Origin of the sequence: Oleiharenicola lentus, from assembly GCF_004118375.1 — a bacterium.
Classification (GTDB): Bacteria; Verrucomicrobiota; Verrucomicrobiia; order Opitutales; family Opitutaceae; genus Lacunisphaera; species Lacunisphaera lenta.
The window spans coordinates 350,675-368,428 of the sequence record NZ_SDHX01000001.1 but is presented as its reverse complement, the minus strand read 5'-3'; the positions used below and the strand labels follow the sequence as shown (position 1 = coordinate 368,428).

At 65.7% G+C, this 17,754-nt stretch carries 14 protein-coding genes and 1 tRNA gene; 4 read left to right on the top strand and 11 right to left on the bottom strand.

What is annotated here, in order from left to right; all coding sequences use genetic code 11:
• Nucleotides 1-162 precede the first annotated feature (162 nt).
• On the bottom strand, nucleotides 163-3,057 hold the full coding sequence (locus ESB00_RS01520; RefSeq protein WP_129045969.1) for a TonB-dependent siderophore receptor: 2,895 nt from the start codon (nucleotides 3,055-3,057) through the stop codon (nucleotides 163-165).
• Between the two features lie 383 nt (nucleotides 3,058-3,440).
• On the opposite strand from ESB00_RS01520, the gene ESB00_RS01515 reads away from it, so the two are divergent.
• Together ESB00_RS01515 and ESB00_RS01510 are read left to right on the top strand one after the other, a co-directional pair.
• Nucleotides 3,441-4,499, top strand: coding sequence for a LacI family DNA-binding transcriptional regulator (locus ESB00_RS01515; RefSeq protein ID WP_129045968.1), 1,059 nt, complete (start codon nucleotides 3,441-3,443; stop codon nucleotides 4,497-4,499).
• Between the two features lie 91 nt (nucleotides 4,500-4,590).
• A tRNA-Ile gene (locus tag ESB00_RS01510) sits at nucleotides 4,591-4,666 on the top strand.
• 174 nt (nucleotides 4,667-4,840) lie between these two features.
• Here ESB00_RS01510 and ESB00_RS01505 read toward each other — a convergent pair.
• The 10 genes from ESB00_RS01505 to ESB00_RS01460 form a co-directional block, all read right to left on the bottom strand.
• Nucleotides 4,841-6,082, bottom strand: coding sequence for a serine hydrolase domain-containing protein (locus tag ESB00_RS01505; RefSeq protein WP_129045967.1), 1,242 nt, complete (start codon nucleotides 6,080-6,082; stop codon nucleotides 4,841-4,843).
• 94 nt (nucleotides 6,083-6,176) lie between these two features.
• Nucleotides 6,177-7,145 carry an ABC transporter permease gene (locus ESB00_RS01500; protein WP_129045966.1) on the bottom strand — a complete coding sequence of 323 codons (969 nt, stop codon included), beginning with the start codon at nucleotides 7,143-7,145 and terminating at the stop codon, nucleotides 6,177-6,179.
• 203 nt (nucleotides 7,146-7,348) lie between these two features.
• On the bottom strand, nucleotides 7,349-8,833 hold the full coding sequence (locus ESB00_RS01495; protein ID WP_129045965.1) for a sugar ABC transporter ATP-binding protein: 1,485 nt from the start codon (nucleotides 8,831-8,833) through the stop codon (nucleotides 7,349-7,351).
• A gap of 102 nt (nucleotides 8,834-8,935) precedes the next feature.
• Nucleotides 8,936-9,871 carry an ABC transporter substrate-binding protein gene (locus ESB00_RS01490; RefSeq protein WP_129045964.1) on the bottom strand — a complete coding sequence of 312 codons (936 nt, stop codon included), beginning with the start codon at nucleotides 9,869-9,871 and terminating at the stop codon, nucleotides 8,936-8,938.
• Between the two features lie 193 nt (nucleotides 9,872-10,064).
• Nucleotides 10,065-10,874 (bottom strand): fumarylacetoacetate hydrolase family protein, encoded by an 810-nt coding sequence (locus ESB00_RS01485; protein WP_129045963.1) that lies wholly within the window; start codon nucleotides 10,872-10,874, stop codon nucleotides 10,065-10,067.
• The gene (locus ESB00_RS01480) at nucleotides 10,871-12,199 is read right to left on the bottom strand and encodes an L-fuconate dehydratase (RefSeq protein WP_218938655.1); all 1,329 of its coding nucleotides are present in this window, start codon (nucleotides 12,197-12,199) and stop codon (nucleotides 10,871-10,873) included. Before ESB00_RS01480 ends, ESB00_RS01485 begins: the two co-directional genes overlap by 4 nt.
• Before the next feature lie 105 nt (nucleotides 12,200-12,304).
• Nucleotides 12,305-13,060: an SDR family NAD(P)-dependent oxidoreductase gene (locus ESB00_RS01475; RefSeq protein WP_129045962.1), complete on the bottom strand. Its 756-nt coding sequence runs from the start codon at nucleotides 13,058-13,060 to the stop codon at nucleotides 12,305-12,307.
• 7 nt (nucleotides 13,061-13,067) lie between these two features.
• Complete coding sequence (locus tag ESB00_RS01470; RefSeq protein ID WP_129045961.1) at nucleotides 13,068-13,910, bottom strand: amidohydrolase family protein; 843 nt, start codon at nucleotides 13,908-13,910, stop codon at nucleotides 13,068-13,070.
• A 146-nt stretch (nucleotides 13,911-14,056) separates the two neighbouring features.
• A complete protein-coding gene (locus tag ESB00_RS01465; RefSeq protein WP_218938654.1) occupies nucleotides 14,057-14,395 on the bottom strand; it encodes an L-rhamnose mutarotase in 339 nt (112 codons plus the stop codon).
• A gap of 97 nt (nucleotides 14,396-14,492) precedes the next feature.
• Nucleotides 14,493-15,287 carry an SDR family oxidoreductase gene (locus ESB00_RS01460; RefSeq protein WP_129045960.1) on the bottom strand — a complete coding sequence of 265 codons (795 nt, stop codon included), beginning with the start codon at nucleotides 15,285-15,287 and terminating at the stop codon, nucleotides 14,493-14,495.
• A 198-nt stretch (nucleotides 15,288-15,485) separates the two neighbouring features.
• Between ESB00_RS01460 and ESB00_RS01455 the strand changes: the two genes are divergently transcribed.
• Both ESB00_RS01455 and ESB00_RS01450 read left to right on the top strand, forming a co-directional pair.
• Complete coding sequence (locus ESB00_RS01455; RefSeq protein WP_129045959.1) at nucleotides 15,486-16,361, top strand: helix-turn-helix transcriptional regulator; 876 nt, start codon at nucleotides 15,486-15,488, stop codon at nucleotides 16,359-16,361.
• Between the two features lie 130 nt (nucleotides 16,362-16,491).
• Nucleotides 16,492-17,508 (top strand): zinc-binding alcohol dehydrogenase family protein, encoded by a 1,017-nt coding sequence (locus tag ESB00_RS01450; RefSeq protein WP_129045958.1) that lies wholly within the window; start codon nucleotides 16,492-16,494, stop codon nucleotides 17,506-17,508.
• Nucleotides 17,509-17,754 lie beyond the last annotated feature (246 nt).

The following is a 17,754-nucleotide window of genomic DNA, read 5'->3' as shown; positions in this document are numbered from 1 at the left end:
GGGAGTGGCGCGCACCGGACCCAATGCCGGTGCGCGCCCGTTAACCCAGTTTGACCTTAGACTTGTTGGCGGGGTAGCCGCGCTGGAGGCGAAAACGAAAGCGTGGTCGGACGGACCCCACGTTGTCGCTCCGCCTCAACGCGGCTACATTTCATAAGAACCTTAGAAGCTGTAGCCGAACTCGACCTTGATGTTGCGCCCGGGGGCGTAGATCAGGCCGTAGAGGTCCTTGTCGTCCGCGATGTTGTTGACGTTGAGCTGCACGAACGCGTCGCGGTCGCTGATCTTGAACGGATAGCGGACCATGAGGTCGGTGTTGAGGCGGGCCTTGTGCTTGAGGATGGTGAGCTCGCCCTTGCCGTTGGTCTGCTTCTGACCCGCGACCGTGATGCCCGAGAAATACTCGCGCTCGGATTCCCACTGGCCGCCGATGCCAAAGGTCAGGCCGTTGAGCCTGCCCTCGGTGAAGCGGTAGCTGGCCCAGCCGCTGACCGAGTGCTTCGGCGTGTCGTCGCGGCTCTGGCCCGCGCCCCAGCCGATGCCGGTCCAGGTGGAGGTGTCAGCCGGGTCGGTGTAGACCTCGTCCAGGGAGTAGCCGGTGAGGCCCCAGTTGCTGTCCGGGAAATACCAGATGGCCCAGCGGTTCTCGGGATGCGGATACTTGATGAACTTGCCCGGGTTGGTGATGGTGCGCTTGGTGTGGGCGTAGCTCAGCACCACCTGGATGTTGTCGTTGGGCGTGAACATCAGCTGGGCGTCCCAACCGTCGGATTCGTCCTGCTGCTGCACATAGGACTGGTAGCCGTTGCCGTCACCGCGGTCTTCCCAGCTGTTGTTGGTCTCGGCGTCCGCGATGTAGAGCCAGCCCGGCCAGCCGGGGTTGGTGGTCTTGGTCAGGTTGAACACGCGGTCGAGATACGCCGCGCCGGTGGTCTGGGAGGCGTTGACATACCATTGGCCGTTTTTCTGGTAGATGGCGCCCGCCGTGACGCCGGCGTTCCATTGCGGGAGGGCGGCGTCGGCGGCGCCGTTGCCGCCGTTGCTGCCGCCGGGCACGCTGCCGGGGCTGAAGTTGCCGACGTTGTAGATGATGGGGCGGTTCGCGTCGAAGGTGTTCTTCAACGTGGGCATCCACCACTGGCCGAAGGGCACGCCGGAGCGCTCGATCTTGAACTTGCTGATCGTGCCGGAAATGCGGCCCTCGAAGAAATCAACCTTCATGCCGACCTCCTTGCTCTTGGCGATCGTGGGCCCGAGGGGATCGCCCGCGGGATCACGGAGGCCGTCGAAGTTGGGCTGCAGGCCCTCGGCTTGGAGCGCGTAAACACTGATGCGCGGGGTGATCCGGAAGGTCACGCCGAACTGCTTGGTGTCCTCGCTCTGGGAAGGCCGGCTGACCGAGCTGGTGCTGGGCGTCGGGTGGAAGACCGCGGTGTCCACGGTGTTGTCATTCTTGTCGCGGCGGAGGCCGGCTACGAGCACCAGGCGATCATCGAGGAATTTGCCCTGATAAATCGCGTAGTCGCCGGTGTTTTCCGCCATGGCGTTGATGCGGTTGATGTCCAGCGTGCCCACATCGGGCGTGCCGTCGCCCTGCTTGCCGTAGCGGATGTAGGAGGTGTCCGTGGGCTTCTTGTAGTTGAAGAGGCTGTTCGGGTTGCGATTCAGCCGGGTCATGCGGTCGGCCTTCTCGACGGAACGGCCCACGAGGAAGCTGTTGTCGATCTTGAGCCACTTGCGGTCCTCAAACAGCTTGAACGCCCAGTTGAGTTCGACGCGGGCCTGCTCACGGGTGTTCTCCTCCTTGTTGTGCGACCAGAGGTATTCGAAGATCGTGTTGGGCGCCTGCGAGCGGGAGAACTCGCTGCTGCCGTTGGCCACGTCGATCGGGATCACGGTGATGGTGTCGCGGAGGGCGACGGGGCCGATGTTCTGCCGCATGGAGCCGTTCACGTCCCGCACGTAGAAATCCACGTTGGAGCGGTTGTAACCGGCGAGCAGGTTCAGGCCCGGCACGAGCTCCTGCGTGAGCTGGATCCGGAGATTGTCCGAATAGGAGCGGCGGAAGGTGTCGGGACCGGACCAGCGGAAGGTGCGGTTGTCCTTGCCGGCAAACTCGACGAAGCCGGAGCTCTGGAGGCGGTCGGCCTGGCCGATGCCGTCGATGTCGGACCGGGCGCGCACGCTCAGGAAGCCGAGACCGGTCATTTCCTGTTCGCCCGCCTCGAAGTCGACCGTGATGTCGGTCTTGGGGAAGGGCTTGAAGTTGACGCTGGGGGAGATGAACCAGTGATTCTCGTTGAAGAGCTCGGTGTGGTCGCCGCCGTCCTGCCAGGCGGCGGTGACCCGGTAGGCGGCCTTGCCGTCGCCCATGAGGGGGCCGGTGGTGTCGAGCCAGGCGCGCTTGAAGTCATGGCTGCCATAGACGAGGCCGAGGTCCGTGTGCTGCTTGGATTGCGGGGTCTTCGGCAGGTAGTTCACAATGCCGCCGAAGTTGCCGATGCCGTAAAGCAGCGCGGCCGGTCCGCGGATGACCTCCACGCGGCCGATGTTGATCGAATCGGTCGCGCTCTGGCGGCGGTAGCCGTCGCGCAGAACCACGTCGGAAATGTAGCCGCGAATCTTGTAGGACGACTGGGTCTTGTTGGCCGTGACGCCCTCGGGGTTGTGGACGCCGCCCGCACCCGAGAAGGCATTGGAACCCTGGTCGTTTTGCGACTGCAGGATGATGCCGGCGCTGTAGCGGAGGCTCTGGCGCAGGTCGGTGGAACCGGTGTCGCGCAGGAACTGCTCGGTGATGACCTCAATGGGCATCGGCAGCTCCTTGATCGCCGTGTCGAGGCGCGTGCCGGAGATGGAGTTGGTGGCGAGGTAGCCCTTGTCCTTGGTCGTGGTGACGACGAAGGGGGACAGGTGCACGACTTTTTCCTCTTCCTCCTTGGTCGGAGTCGAAGATGTGGCCGCCTGCTGGGCGGAAGCCACGAGCGGCCACGTCGAAAGCGCGGCCGCGCCAATCATTAATCCCGCGTAGTAGGCGGAACGCTGTTTGAGGTTCATGGGGGGTGGTTTGGTGAACTCGGAGCAACTCACGGCGACGATTTCCAACGACGGAAACAAACGCACGTCAGCAGACCGAGAGGGTTGGGGTTGGGGAGGATTGCATTCGGAGGGGACCGAATATCTGCCTAAAAGGGAGCGCCCGATGTGCACATCTGTCAAATTTTATGTGCATAGTTTGTTGCATTACTGTTTTTATACTAGAGCATACTTTAAGTTACTAACTTACAATATACTTAAAGTTATTTAAGTAATTCTATGCGTACATTTCTAAGCAATTGTGTTTATTTTGTTGCACAACTTTTCCGAGCGACTGTGCTTTCCGACATTGAAGCCCCTGCCCTACTCCGCGAACCCTCAACGCGCCCCCCTCGGGCGCTCCCATGAGCATGTCACGCGTTAACCAGGAACTCATCGCACAACGGCTGAATCTCTCGCGCGCCACCGTCTCGCGCAGCCTCGCCAATCATCCCGCCATCAGTGCAGAAACCCGGCAACGCGTGCAGGAGCTGGCGGAGAAGCTCGGTTACCAGCAGACACCCGGTCGCATGGGGCGCCGCGGCCGCAATTCCCGTGCCCTCACCGTCGGCGTGCTCATCGGCGTCCCCGCGGGCAACGTCGTGATGGCCACCTTCCCCTATATTTTGAAGGGCATCCGGGACCGCGCGGAGATTGAGCATGTCACGATCGACGTCTGCTACCAGGCTCCCGTGGATTTTCACCCTGAGACCGGCCGCCAGCCCGTGATCCGCAACATGCGCCAGGGCAACTGGCGCGGCGTGATCCTGATCTACCCCTTCGCTGAAAAAGCCGTGGAAATGATCTCCCAACGGCTCTGCACGGTCGCCGTGCTCGAGAGCTACAACCAGCCGGGCATCGACATCATCGACACCGACGACGCCTCGGCCATGGTCGCGCTCGTCGAGCGGCTCGCCGATGCCGGACACAAACGCATCGGCTTTCTCTCCTGGGACTACCCGATCGGAGGCCACTGGGTGGCGCGACGCTTCAGCGGCTACGTCGAGGCGCTCTTCCTGCAAGGCCTGCCCTTCCGCCCCGAGTGGGTGCTCAACGTGGACAAGAACACGCCGCGCCTGTCGCCCGCGCAGACGGCCGACGCCGTGGCGCGCATCGTGCGCGAAAACCAGGTCACCGCCTGGGTCTGCGCCGCCGACCACCAGGCCTACCAGCTCGCGATCGACCTGCCGCTGCGCGGCCTGCGCGTGCCCGAGGATGTCTCGATCACCGGCTTCGACGGCCTCGACCCCGCCACGGGCCAGAAGCGCATCACCTCGATGCGCGTGCCGCACGAGCAGATCGGCTCCGCCGCGGTCACGCGCCTGGTGAACCGCATCCAGCACCCCACGGCCCCGCGCCGCAAGATTCTCGTCGAGGCCGAGCTCGTCGCCGGCGAGACGATCGCGAAGCCGGGCGGCGTTTGAAATGACCGCCGGCCGCAGGCCGGGCTTTGTTTTTCGGAAGGTAAATTGGCTCGCGCCCCCGCAACCGGGTCGCACATTTCTGGCTAGACAGGGGCTTGTAGCTCAACGGTTAGAGCAGGGGACTCATAATCCCTTGGTTCCGGGTTCGAATCCCGGCGGGCCCACCAAAATGAGAATTTTGAGAAATTCTCGAACGTTTCCCCACCCCCCGCGTCTTACACTACGTTCAATCGTTCATTTTGGTGTTAGGGTAAATTCAGTGTGTGTTAGAAATCAAAAGGCCGCTCAGGGGTGAGCGGCCTTTTCCTTGTCCAGGTCGGACTTTCGGCAACCAAGCGGGGCTACTTCAACGCCTGGTAGATCGTGACCTTGAAACGCTGGTTGAGCTTGTTGCCGCCGTCGGGATTGAGCTGGCACATGAGCAGGCCGATCAGACGCTCCTTCGGGTCCACGAAATACTGCGGGAAATACGCGCTGCCCCAGCCGTAGGCGCCCTCGCCCATCAGCTCGCCCTGCGCGCCGGGATCCTGGTTCACCCAGAAACCGAGGCCGAAGGCCTTGGTGTCCCACTTGAACAGGTCGCGCGTGTGGTTCTCGTGCATCAGCGCCACCGTGCGCGGGCTGAGCAGGCGCACGCCGTCGAGTTCGCCGCCGTTGAGCAGCATCTGGAGAAAACGGCCGTAGTCCGACGCCGTGGAATAGAGCCCGGCTCCGCCGCTGAAAAGTTTGCGCGGGCCGTCAATGAAATCGCTGCGCGTGGCGTCCTCTTTGCGCACCAGCTTGCCGCCCTCGAGCCCGTAGAGCACCGCGAGGCGTGCGGCCTTCTCCTTCGGCAAAAAGAAACCGGTGTCCGGCATCCGCAGCGGGCCCAGGATGCGCTCCTGCACAAACCGGTCGAGCGGCATGCCCGACACCACCTCGACGAGGTGGCCGAGCAAGTCGGTGCCGTAGCCGTATTCGAAGGCCTCGCCCGGTTGGGCGCTCAGCGGCAGCGTGGCGAGCCGCTTCATCGCGGAGGCGAGCGTCTCGTCGTGGCCCATGAGATACCAGCCCTGCAGGTTGGCCTTCTTGTAGTCGTCGGCCACCAGCCCCCAGCCGTAGCCGAGGCCGGCGGTGTGGGTCATGAGATCGCGGATGGTGATCGCGCGCTTGGCGGGCACCGTCACGTATTTGAGGTCGGCGGGCGAGCCCGGCGGCGGCGGGACGGCGACCACGGATTTCGAAAATTCCGGGATGAACTTGCCGACCGGGTCGTTGAGCAGGAAACGGCCCTCCTCGTAGAGCATGAGCGCGGCGACGGTCGTCACGGCCTTGCTCATCGAGGCGATGCGGAAGATCGCGTCGGTGCGCATCGGCACCTTGTTTTCCACGTCGTTCGCCCCGTAGGCCTTGAGCACGGCATCCTGCCCGTCGCGCTTCACGATCATCACCGCGCCGGCGAGCTGCCCGGCGGCGATGTCACGCTCGATGACCTGGTCGAGCCGCTGCAGGCGGACGGGATCAAATCCCAGCGCGGCCGGGTCGGCGGCGCGGGCGAGCCAAAGCAGGGAGAGAAACAGGAAGACCAGTCGGGGTGTTTTCATGGGGCAGATGACTTCCGACTATCTGGGGCCACGAGGACGCTTCACGCAAGACTGCGAAAATTCACCGCGCCGCGGATCGTCCGCCCCCCGCGGCTTACTTCTGCTCCGTGCGCCGGCGCAGGTAGTCGAGGAGGACGGCGGCGATGATGATGCCGCCGGTCACGATCTCCTGCACCCAGTTGGAGAGACCAAGCTTCGTGCAGCCGTTGGCCACGACGCTCATGATGAGCGCACCGACCAGCGTGCCGGTGATCGTCCCCTGCCCGCCAGCGAGGCTGGCGCCGCCGATGACGACCGCGGCGATGATGTTGAGCTCAAGTCCAACGGCCGTCGTGGGGTCGCCGCCCGTGAGATATGCAAACTGCAGCACGGCACCCAGGCCGGCAAAGACGCCGCCGAGGAGATAAACGAGGACCTTCACCCGCTCGACCGGCACGCCGCAGAGACGGGCGGTGAGTTCGTTGGAGCCGACGGCAAAAACATGACGGCCGAAGCGCGTGTAGCGCATGGCCAGCGCCACCAGCACCGCCAGCACCAGCATCAGCCAGACGCCGCCCGGCAGGCCGCCGACGCCGCCGAGCTGCATGAGACCGTTGAGCCAGGTCTCGTCGGGATACACCGGCTGCTCGTTGGCCACGCCTTTGGCCGCGCCGCGCAGGGCGCCCATCATCCCGAGCGTGACCACGAAGGGCAGCAGGCGCAGGCGGGTGATAAGCAGACCGGAAATGGCACCGCACAAAGCCGACACCCCGATGCCACCCAACGCGGCGACCAAAGGTGAAGCCCCCTGCTGGAGCAGCAGTGCAATGACCACCGTGCCGAGCGCGATGATGGATCCAACGGAGAGATCGATGCCACCGGCGACGATGATGAGCGTCATGCCCAGCGCCGTCACGCCGATGACGGCCGTCTGCTGGAGGATGATGGCGAAGTTGTCGCGCGTGACAAAGGTCTCGAAGCGCAGCGCGGCGAAGAGCACGCACACGGCCGCAAGCCCGATGAGCGGCCCGAAGGCGGTGAGCGCGTGGCGCAGCCAAGAGGTTTTGGGGGTGGGGTCAGACATCGGAAATGACGGAGGACAGAAGCTGGAGAACGGAAGGTGTAGAGCCAAAAACAGATGTCCCACATGGCGTGTCATCCTGAGCGAAGCGAAGGATCCAGCAGGATGCGCGAGTCCCACTGGATTCTTCGCTGCGCTCAGAATGACAGGTTATGGAAGTCATGGGATGTTCTGGAGCCGGGTCTTCAATTTTCGGTTCAGCGTCCTCAGTTCTCCGCTCCGGCGGCCGTCCCCGTTGCCGCGAGCATGATGCCGTGTTCGGTCCACTCTCCCACCGGGCGGGCGGGGCCGAGCACGCCGCGGCACATCACGGCGATGCGATCGCAGGTGCCGAGGAGCTCGGGCAGGTAGCTGCTGACCATGAGCACGGCCTTGCCGGAGCCGGCGAGCTCGTCGATCAGACGGTAGATGTTCTGCTTCGCGCCGATGTCCACGCCGCGCGTGGGTTCGTCGAGCAGGAGCACGTCGGCGCCGTTGCGCAGGAGGCGGCCGAGGGCGATCTTCTGCTGGTTGCCGCCGGACAACGCGCCGATTGGCTGACCGGGACCGGCGCAACGCACGCCGAGCTTCGTGATCCAGGAGGCCGTCTCCGCCGCCAGAGCGGCCGGTCGGATAAAAGGGTCGAGGCGCGGGAGCGTGAGATTGTTCTCCAGGCTCAGGTTGAGCGCGAGGCCCTCGGTCTTGCGGTCCTCGCTGAGTATGCCGAGGCCCTGTTTCCAGCGCAGCAGCGGCGAGGCCGGACCGGCGTGCACACCCACGCGCACGGAACCGGCGCGTACCTCGTCGAGCGCGAAGATCGCGCGCAGCAATTCGCTGCGGCCCGCGCCGACCAGGCCGGCCAGGCCGAGCACCTCGCCGCGCCGCAGCTGCAACGACGCGGAGGCCGGCTTCACGGGGCCGGCGAGGTTGTCCACGGTCAGGAGCGGCTCGCCGGGCGTGCGGGCGTGGCGCACATAAAGCTCGTCTACCGTCCGCCCGACCATGAGCTGGGCGATCTTGTCCATCGTGATGTCGGCGGTGCGGCCCGTGGCCACGCTCCGGCCGTCGCGCAACACGGTGTAGCGGTCGGAAAGCGCCGACACCTCCTCGAGGAAGTGCGAGATGTAGATAACGGACTTGCCCTGCTCCCGCAGGCGACGGACGAGGGCGAAGAGCTTCTGCACGTCCGCCTGCGTGAGGCTGCTGGTCGGCTCGTCGAGCACGAGCACGCGACAACCCAGCGCGAGGGCGCGGGCGATCTCCACGAGCTGCTGCTCCGCGATGCTCAGCGTGCCCGCCGGCACGTGCAGCGGGATGTCGGGCCGGCCGAGTTCGGTCAGCGCGGCTCCGGCGATGCGGCGCGACTCGGCGTGTTTCACGAGGCCGCCGCGGCCGGGCTCGGCGCCGAGCACGATGTTTTCCGCCACGCTCAGGTGCGGTGCGATGGCCAGCTCCTGGTTGACCATCACCACCCCGGCGCGGCGCGCCTGGAGCGGACCCTCCGGTGCATAAGCGGCGCCGGCCAGCGTCATGGAGCCGGAGTCGGCCGCATGCGCGCCGGAGAGGACCTTCATGAGCGTGCTCTTGCCCGCGCCGTTTTCGCCGACGAGCGCATGGACTTCGCCGGGCGCGACCTCGAAGCTCACGCCATCCAGCGCCACCGTCGCGCCGAAGCGCTTGCGGATGTCGGTGAGCTGGAGGATGGCGTTCATGAACGATTGCCCACGGAACACACGGAAAACTGTCCTTGGACCGCGCCGATGGATCGGCATTCCGTGTGTTCTGTGTGTTCCGTGGGCTCTCCTAAGATTAAATCATTTCCCGATCACGGCTTCGACCTCGGGGGTGTGGCGGTTTTCCTTGGTCACGAGCACGCACCCGGTGTCCACGACGGTCTCGACCTTTTCGCCGCGCAGGTGCTTCACGGCGGTGACAACGCCGAGGTAACCCATGCGGACGGGATTCTGGGCAACCAGACCCTGCACGTCGCCCTTGGCGAGGGCACCGAGCAGGAAGGCCGAAGTGTCGAAGCCGACGAATTTCTTCTTCCCGGCCAAACCGGTCTGGCGGAGAGCGAGGATCATGCCCTGGGTGGAGGACTCGTTGGGGCAGAAGATGCCGTCGGCCTCGCGGACCTTGTCGATGAGGTTCATGGAGGCGTCCTGCGCCGAGCTGATCGTCGGCCCGGCGTAGCGGTTGTCCACAATCACGGTGATGCCCGGGTGCTTCTTCATGACGGACATGAAGCCGGCCTCGCGCTCCCCGGTGCTGGCCGAACCTTCGGCGTAGCGGAGGAGCACCACCTTACCCTTGCCGCCGAGCAACCGGGCGAGCTCTTCGCCGCCGATCTCGCCGCCGCGCGTGTTGTTGGTCGCAACGTAGCTGAGGAAGTCCTTGCCGGGCTCGCCCTTCAGGGCCGAGTCGAAGATCACGACCGGGATGTTGCGCTCGGCGGCGCTCTTCACCGGCCCGCGCAGCGCGGTGTCGTCGAGCGGGGCCAGCACGATGGCATTCACGCCAGAAGAAACGAACTGCTGGACCACGGCGATCTGCTGGGCGCGGTCGTCCTCCTTGAGCGGACCCTTCCAGATGATCTCGGCCCCGAGCTCGGCGCCGGCCTGCTTGGCGCCGGACTCGACGGATTTCCAGAAGCTGTGGGTCGTGCCTTTGGGGATCACGGCGATTTTTTCGCCGGCGGCAAAAGCAATGAGGGGAGCGAGGGCGAGGGGCAGGCAACGGAGGAGTTTCATCGTGGGGAGTTTTGGGGGGAGTAAGGCATTACCATTTGTCATCCTGAGCGCAGCGAAGGATCCAGCGTGATAGGTGCGCGTCTGGATTCTTCGCTGTGTTCAGAATGACAGGGGGTGGAGGTGACGGGGAAGTTTGCTGGTTTTTCCCGGTTTCGCGAACACGGCGCAAACAGAGAGATGTCGAAGGGTTAGACTAGACCGGCTCCAGCGCCACGGAGTTCGTGAGGGCGCCGATCTTTTCGATCTCGATGGTGACGGAGTCGCCGGGGCGGAGCCAGCGGGGCTCCGGCTTGCGGGCCATGCCGACGCCCTGCGGGGTGCCGGTGAGGATCACGGTGCCGGGCACGAGCGTGGTGCTGCCGCTCAGATACTCGATGATGGCCGGCACGTCGAAGATCATGTCCGAAGTGTTGGAGCCCTGCACGCGTTCGCCGTTCAGCGTGGTGGAGATGGCGAGGGCGTTGGGATTCGGAATCTCGTCGGCCGTGATCAGCCGCGGTCCGAGCGGGGCGAAGGTGTCGAAGAACTTGCCGCGGCACCACTGGCCGCCGCCGAGCTTGATCTGGTGGTCGCGGGCGGAGACGTCGTTGGCGCAGGTGTAGCCGAGCACATGGCTCAATGCATTAGCGCGGGTGACATTCTTCGCCGGCTTGCCGATGACGACGGCCAGCTCGCATTCGTAATCCACTTCGTCGCTGCGCAACTTCTGCGGGATGAGGATCGGGTCGCCGGGATGGGCGAGGGTGTTGATGCCCTTCACGAAGAGGATTGGCCGCTCGGGGATCTTCGCCTTGGTCTCCTCGGCGTGCTGCCGGTAGTTGAGGCCGATGCAGAGGATCTGGGCGGGCACGACCGGAGCGAGGAGCTTGCGCAGGTCGGCGCGCTCGGTGGTGACGCGATGCGCACCGTAGATATCACCCTCGATGCGGAGGGCGGAGCCGTCGGGTTGTTCGCTGCCGAAGTGGGCGCGGCCGGCGGAGTCGAGGTAGCGGATGATCTTCATTTTTGGGAAAGGAGTTTCTGCCAGACGGCGCCGTGCGGGTAGGTGTGGTCGGCGAGCGAGGCGGGTTTCATGGTGATGCTGGTGCCGGGGGCGCGGGGCGTCTGGTAGCGTCCGCCCTTCACGACACAGGGGTCAAGGAAGTGTTCGTGCAGGTGGTCCACAAACTCGGTAATACGCCCCTTCAGCGAGCCGCTCACGCAGATGTAGTCGAAGATGGACTCGTGCTGCACGTATTCGCAGAGGCCGACGCCGCCCGCGTGCGGGCAGACCGGCACGCCGAATTTGGCCGCGAGCAATAGAACGGCCACGACTTCGTTCACGCCGCCGAGGCGGCAGGAATCGATCTGGCAGTAGGCGATGGCGCGCGCCTGGAGGAGCTGCTTGAACATGACGCGGTTCTGGCAGTGCTCGCCGGTGGCCACGCCGATGCCGAGCGGCTCGAGCGCGCGAGCAATGGCCGCGTGGCCGAGCACGTCGTCGGGTGAGGTCGGTTCCTCGATCCAGAGCGGCTTGAACGGCGCGAGCGCCTTGGTCCATTCGATGGACATGCCGACGTCCCAGCGCTGGTTGGCGTCGATCATGAAACCGCGGTCGTAGCCGAGCACCTCGCGGAAAATGGCGGCGCGGCGCAGGTCGTCGGCGCGGTCGGCGCCGACCTTCATCTTGAAATGCGTGAAACCCTCCGCGATGCCCTCGCGGCAGAGGCGGCGGATCTTCTCGTCGGAGTAACCGAGCCACCCGGCGGAGGTCGTGTAGGCGGGATAACCGTCGCGCAGCATCTCGGCCTCGCGGGCGGCGCGCGTCGGGGCGAGCTTCTCCAGCATCGCCTGCGCCTCGGCCGGCGTCAGCGCGTCGGTGAGGTAGCGCCAGTCCACCATCTCCACGATCTGCGCGGGCGAGAGGTCGCTGAGGAGTTTCCACAGCGGCTTCTTTTCCAGCTTGGCCCAGAGATCCCAGAGCGCGTTGACGACCGCGGCCGTGGCGAGGTGGATCACGCCCTTCTCGGGTCCGATCCAGCGCAACTGCGAGTCGCCGGTGAGGTGTTTCCAGAACGCGCCCGGCGCCGACGTGAACGCCGCGATGGACTGGCCGACGACCAGCGGTTTCAGCGCCTCGATCGCCACGGCGATGATGTCGTTGCCGCGACCGATGGTGAACGTGAGGCCGTGGCCCTCGACGCCGTCACCGCGATCCGTCGTGAGCACGACGTAGGCCGCGGAGTAATCCGGGTCGGGGTTCATCGCGTCGGAACCATCGAGCGACAGCGAGGTGGGGAAACGCACGTCGAGGACGCGCAGACCGGTGATTTTGCCAGGGTGATTCAAGAGTGAAAGACGGTTAACCACTAATGAACACTCATGGGACACTAATGGACTGATAGATTAGTGGGATCTTAGTGGAGATTAGTGGTTAAACAGGTTTGCTCAGGCTCATTTCCCGGCGGACCAGCCGCCGTCAATGAGGAGGTTGGAGCCGGTGACCATGGACGACTCGTCGGCGGCGAGGTAGAGCGCGGCGGCGGCGATCTCGTCGGGTTGGGCCATGCGGCCGTTCAGCTGGGTCGAGGCCATCTCGCGGTAGGCCTTCTCCGGGTCGGGATACTCGGCGAGGCGCGACTTCACGAACGGCGTCTCCACGCGCCCGGGGCAGATGGCGTTGAAACGCACTCCCGTGTGCGAATGGTCGAGGGCCAGCGCCTTGGTCAGGCCGACCACGGCGTGCTTCGTGACCGTGTAGGCGAGGCGGTCGCGCACGGCGACGACGCCGCCGATGGAGGCGAGGTTGATGACGCTGCCGCGCTTGCGCTCGAGCATGGCGGGGACGAAGGCCTTGCAGAGGTTGAACGGGCCGCGAACGTTCACGGCGTGCAACCGGTCGAGGTCGGCGGCGGCGGTGTTGAGCAGGCTGCCCACGTGGCCGATGCCCGCGTTGTTCACGAGGAGATCGAGCGCCGGCAGGCGCTTCGCGAGCGCGTCAACGGCGACGGGGTCGCTGACGTCGAGCTCGGCGTAGTCGGCCTGGCCGCCGGCGGCGCGGATCTCGGCGACGACGGCGGGGCCGGCCTTGGGATCGCGGTCCGCAATCCAGACGAAGGCACCCTGGCGGGCGAAGAGCAGCGCGATGGCGCGACCGATGCCGGAGCCGGCTCCGGTCACGAGGGCGGTTTTGGAGGCGAGGGAGAACATGGGAAAATCAGGCGAGGAGGTAAACCCGGAGCGCGTTGCGCCGGAAAATGGCGTCCTGGTCGGCGATGGGCAGATGCGACACCAGGGAGCGGGCCGTGTCGAGCCAGCGCGGGTAGGCGCCGGCGAGCTTGGCCACCGGCCAGTCACCGCCGAAGAGCAGGCGTCCGGGTCCGAAGGTGGCCAGCGCGTGGTCCACGTAGAGCTTCAGATCCGCCGGCGTCCACGCCTGGTGGTCGGCCTCGGTGATGAGGCCGGAGAGCTTGCAGTCCACATTGGGCAACGCGGCCAGCTCGGCGAAGTGCGCGCGCCACGGATCAAGGAGCTTGGCACGGATGCCGGGCTTGCCGAAGTGATCGAGGATGAAACGCGTGTCCGGACAGGCCTGCACGAGGCGGACGACGGCCGGCAGCTGGTGGTGAAAACAGCAGAGATCGAAGCTCAGGCCCGCCGCGCCCACCGCGCGCACGCCGGCGATGAATTCGGGGCGCGCCGCGAAATCCGCATCGGGCTCGTGTTGCACCAGATGGCGCACGCCGCGCACGAGCGGGTGCTTTTTCAGCTCGGCCAGGTTGGCCACCGTCGTCGCGCCTTCGTTGACCATGCACTTGGCCACTATGCCCGCGATGCGCGGCTCGGCCGCGGCGAGTTGTTCCACCCACTTCACCTCGTCGAGCCAGGGCGCACCGCATTCGACGAAGACGATCTTCTCGGGAAAACGTCCGCCTGCCTCGGCCTGCAGTTCCGCCGGCCGGTGCGGCCCGGCGATGGCCGGCACCTCGTCGAGCCACGGATAGGGCAGGTGGCCGCGGTCCCAGAAGTGGACGTGGGTGTCGATGTAGGCGAAGCTCATGGGACGAGATGGTCTTTTGTAGGGTCGCCGCTTGCCCGTTCGACGTGCTCAGGGCCCCGAGCCAGTCGAGGGGCGGCGACCTCGTGCGCAAGGTCGGCGCAAGCGCCGACCCTACATTCACGGAGCTGGCACACGCCGTTCATCGCTCAATCCTGGTGAAACACCTCTTCCATCCGCGACCACCATTCGCCGGAGGCGCGGTCGGGATAGGGCTCCTGCATCGGCTCCATCAGCGCCCACCACTTCTGCGTGGTCGGATCGGCGGCCATCCGTTTCATGTCGGCGGCGAAGTCGTCGCCCCAATACTCGAAGTGCGAGAACAGCACGCCGTCGCGGTGGTAGATCGTGTAGTCGCGGATGTGGCAGGCGGTGATCATGGCGAGCACACCCGGCCAGACGGCGGCGTGGTGCCGCTTGTATTCCTCGAACCGCTCCGGGCGCACGCGGAGGGTCATGCCGTAGCGGACGGGTTTCTTGGAATTCATTCGGAAAGAAGTGGCGTAAATTTCACCGGAGGAAACCAAGAGGGTTTTGTGCCGAGGCTCTCTGATATCTCCGTTAGCTCCTGTGCAACGGGTTGGCTCAGGTGCTGGCCTTGGTCGTGCAGGCGCGGTCGAAGTGCACGTAGCCGCCGTCCACGTAGAGGATCTGGCCGGTGGTGTGTGACGAGCGCGGGCTCGCCACGAACACAACGGTGTCGGCGATTTCCTCCGAGGTGGTCATGCGGCGCTCGAGCGGGATCGTGGCCTTGATCGCGGCGAGCGACGCAGCCGGATCGGGCCGGGTGGACAACCAGCGCTCGTAGAGCGGCGTCATGACCTCGGCGGGCAGCACGGCGTTCACGCGGATGCCGTGCTTGGCGAGGTCGAGGGCCCACTCGCGGGTGAGGCCGTTCATCGCGCCCTTGGCGGCGACGTAGCCGCTGGTGCCGCCCTGCCCGGTCACGGCGCACTTCGAACCGATGTTGATGATCGTGCCCTTGCTCGCGATGAGCGCGTCGAGGGAGGCCTGCACGAGCACGAAGCACTGGATGATGTTCTTCTCCAGCGAGGCGCGGAAATCGGCGACCGGGCTGCGCAGGCCCACGCCGTCGTTCACGCCGGCATTGTTCACCACGCTGTCGATACGCCCGTATTTCTGCTGCACGGCGGCGACGGCGGCGCGCACGGCCGGCTCGTCGGTCATTTCGCAATGGAAGCTGTCGGCTTTGCCGCCCTGGGCCGCGATCTCGGCGACGAGCGCGGCGGCCTCCTCGCGATTGCGTCCGAAAATGCAGGCGACGGCGCCCTCGGCCGCGAAGGCCCGCGTGATGGCGGCGCCGATGCCCTTGGCACCGCCGGTGATGATGGCAACTTTGTGTTCGAGTCCGAGGTTCATGGGGAAATGAGTTGGATCCAGGGTCTGGGTCTAGGACCTGGGGGTGATGGCGGGGGCGGCGGCCGCGAACGGCCGGAGGAGTCAGGATGACGAATCAGAGCCCGGCTTCCACCCCTTCCCAATGTATATAGCGGGCTATGGGATGGATATTCTTGCCAAGTCTTGCCAAGACCCGGGCGACCGGCCTACCCCATTGGCGTGCCCCGCCCCACCCCCAGCGACGCCGTCCTCTCGACCCAGGTCTCGGGTTCGCGCTATTTCTTCCTCGGGCTGACGGGCACGAGCAAGGCGGGGGTGCTGCCCGCCTATGGCGGCTTCGAGCAGTGTGATCCGGACTACGTGGTCCAGCGCGAGCACTTCGCCTTCTGCTCGCTGGAGTTCGTCGTGGCCGGAGAGGGCACGGCGCAGCTCAACGGCACCACCCACCCGCTCCGCGCCGGCAGCCTGTTTCACTACGACCAAACCACGCGCCTCGAAATCCGCACCGATCCGGCGAGCCCGATGGCGAAGTATTTCCTGTGCCTCACCGGCGCCCGCGCCCGCGCCCGCCTGCGCGCGGCCGGGCTCAGGCCGGCCGGGTTGGTGCAGCTCGCCATGTTCACCGAGGTTCAGCGCCTGTGGGACGATCTCATCCGCGAAGGCGGCCACCACCGGCCGACCGCCGGTCGCCTCTGCGCCGCGCTCACCGAGGTGCTGCTGCTCAAGATCGAGGAACTGGCCGGGCTCTCCGTCTCGCCCGGACAGGCGGCGGAGGAGAGTTTCCTGCGCTGCAAGAGCGTGATCGAGACCCAGGCCGCCACGCTCGGCACGCTGGCCGACATCACCCGCGCCGTCGGCGTCGGCCCCACCCGCCTCAGCCGGCTCTTCCGTCGCTACCAAGGCCTGAGCCCTTACCAGTTCCTGCTCCACCGCAAGATGACGCTCGCCGCCGAGCTGCTTATGAACCCCGCCACGCTCGTGAAGGAAGCCGCCGCGCAGGTCGGTTTCGCCGACCCCTACCACTTCTCCCGCTGCTTCAAGCAGGTCCACCGCGTCGCCCCGAAGGATTTCCAGCGGTCACTCAAGCACGTTTGAGCGATTGGACCAATGACCTTGAACACAAAGGAGCCAAGCAACCAAGGGTCTGGCTTTGCTGCTTGGCTGCTTCGTGTCAGTTCTCACTCCGACTTCGCCCTCTGACTTCTGAACTCTGACTTCTGAATCCATGCTCACCATCGTCCTTGAGAAACCCGGCCAGTTCACCGCCGCCGACCGCCCCGAGCCCGCCGCCGCGCCCGGCACCGCCCTCGTGCGCGTGCACCGCATCGGCGTCTGCGGGACCGACCTGCACGCCTTCGCGGGCAAGCAGCCTTTCTTCACCTACCCGCGCGTGCTCGGTCACGAGCTCGGCGTCGAGGTGATTGACCCGGGCGACGAGCCCCACGGCCTGCGCGCCGGCGACCGCTGCTCGGTCGAGCCCTACCTGAACTGCGGCACCTGCATCGCCTGCCGCCGCGGCAAACCCAACTGCTGCACCGGCCTCCAGGTGCTCGGTGTGCACACCGATGGCGGCATGCGCCCGCAGTTCCGCGTACCCGCGCGCAAGCTGCACAAGTCCACCAAGCTCGACTACGACCAGCTCGCCCTCGTCGAGACGCTCGGCATCGGCGCCCACGCCGTCGAGCGCGCCGCGCCGACGAAGGACGACTTCATCCTCGTCATCGGCGCCGGTCCGATCGGCCTCAGCGTGATCCAGTTCGCCAAGGTCACCGGTGCCACGCTCGCCGTCATGGACGTGAGCGACCAGCGCCTCGAGTTCTGCCGGAAACAGCTCGGCGTCCAGCACACGCTCAAGCCCGGCGCCACCGCCGTCGAGGAACTCAAGAAGATCGGCGGCGGCGACCTGCCGACCTGCGTGATCGACGCGACGGGCAACCCCGCGTCCATGATGGGTTGTTTCGACCTGCCGGCGCACGGCGGACGCATCGTCTTCGTCGGCCTCTTCCCGGGCGACGTCACGTTCAACGACCCGAACTTCCACCGTCGCGAACTCACCGTCATGGGCAGCCGCAACGCCCTGCCCGGCACCTTCCGCGAGGTCATCCGCCTCGTCGAGGAGGGCCAGGTGGACACGCGTCCGTGGATCACCCACCGCTTCAAGCTCGCGGAGACGCCGACGGTGTTTCCCCGCGACATCGCCGGCAACCCGGCCGTGCTGAAGGCGATGATCGAAGTCGGCTGAGCGCACGGAGGAAGGACAAGGGACCAAGGACTAGGGAAAAAGGACCGAATACGACCGCCAGCATTCTGCATGGCTCCGGTCCGTCACCTGACCACGCTTCGTCCCGCGGCTGCGGGGACTTAAGCGCAGCTGCGACTCTCATGAAGCGCAGTAGTCCATGGTCGTTCGTCCCTTGTCCCAGGTCCTCCGCGCTGTCCTGCCGGCAAAACATGCGGACTGCGCGGACTGCCCCGGCTTCAGCGTGGA

Coding starts and splice junctions, on each gene's coding strand:
- ESB00_RS01520 (WP_129045969.1), bottom strand. CDS start 3,057: ATGAACCTCAAACAGCGTTCCGCCTACTACGCGGGATTAATGATTGGC.
- ESB00_RS01515 (WP_129045968.1), top strand. CDS start 3,441: ATGAGCATGTCACGCGTTAACCAGGAACTCATCGCACAACGGCTGAAT.
- ESB00_RS01505 (WP_129045967.1), bottom strand. CDS start 6,082: ATGAAAACACCCCGACTGGTCTTCCTGTTTCTCTCCCTGCTTTGGCTC.
- ESB00_RS01500 (WP_129045966.1), bottom strand. CDS start 7,145: ATGTCTGACCCCACCCCCAAAACCTCTTGGCTGCGCCACGCGCTCACC.
- ESB00_RS01495 (WP_129045965.1), bottom strand. CDS start 8,833: ATGAACGCCATCCTCCAGCTCACCGACATCCGCAAGCGCTTCGGCGCG.
- ESB00_RS01490 (WP_129045964.1), bottom strand. CDS start 9,871: ATGAAACTCCTCCGTTGCCTGCCCCTCGCCCTCGCTCCCCTCATTGCT.
- ESB00_RS01485 (WP_129045963.1), bottom strand. CDS start 10,874: ATGAAGATCATCCGCTACCTCGACTCCGCCGGCCGCGCCCACTTCGGC.
- ESB00_RS01475 (WP_129045962.1), bottom strand. CDS start 13,060: ATGTTCTCCCTCGCCTCCAAAACCGCCCTCGTGACCGGAGCCGGCTCC.
- ESB00_RS01470 (WP_129045961.1), bottom strand. CDS start 13,910: ATGAGCTTCGCCTACATCGACACCCACGTCCACTTCTGGGACCGCGGC.
- ESB00_RS01465 (WP_218938654.1), bottom strand. CDS start 14,395: ATGAATTCCAAGAAACCCGTCCGCTACGGCATGACCCTCCGCGTGCGC.
- ESB00_RS01460 (WP_129045960.1), bottom strand. CDS start 15,287: ATGAACCTCGGACTCGAACACAAAGTTGCCATCATCACCGGCGGTGCC.
- ESB00_RS01450 (WP_129045958.1), top strand. CDS start 16,492: ATGCTCACCATCGTCCTTGAGAAACCCGGCCAGTTCACCGCCGCCGAC.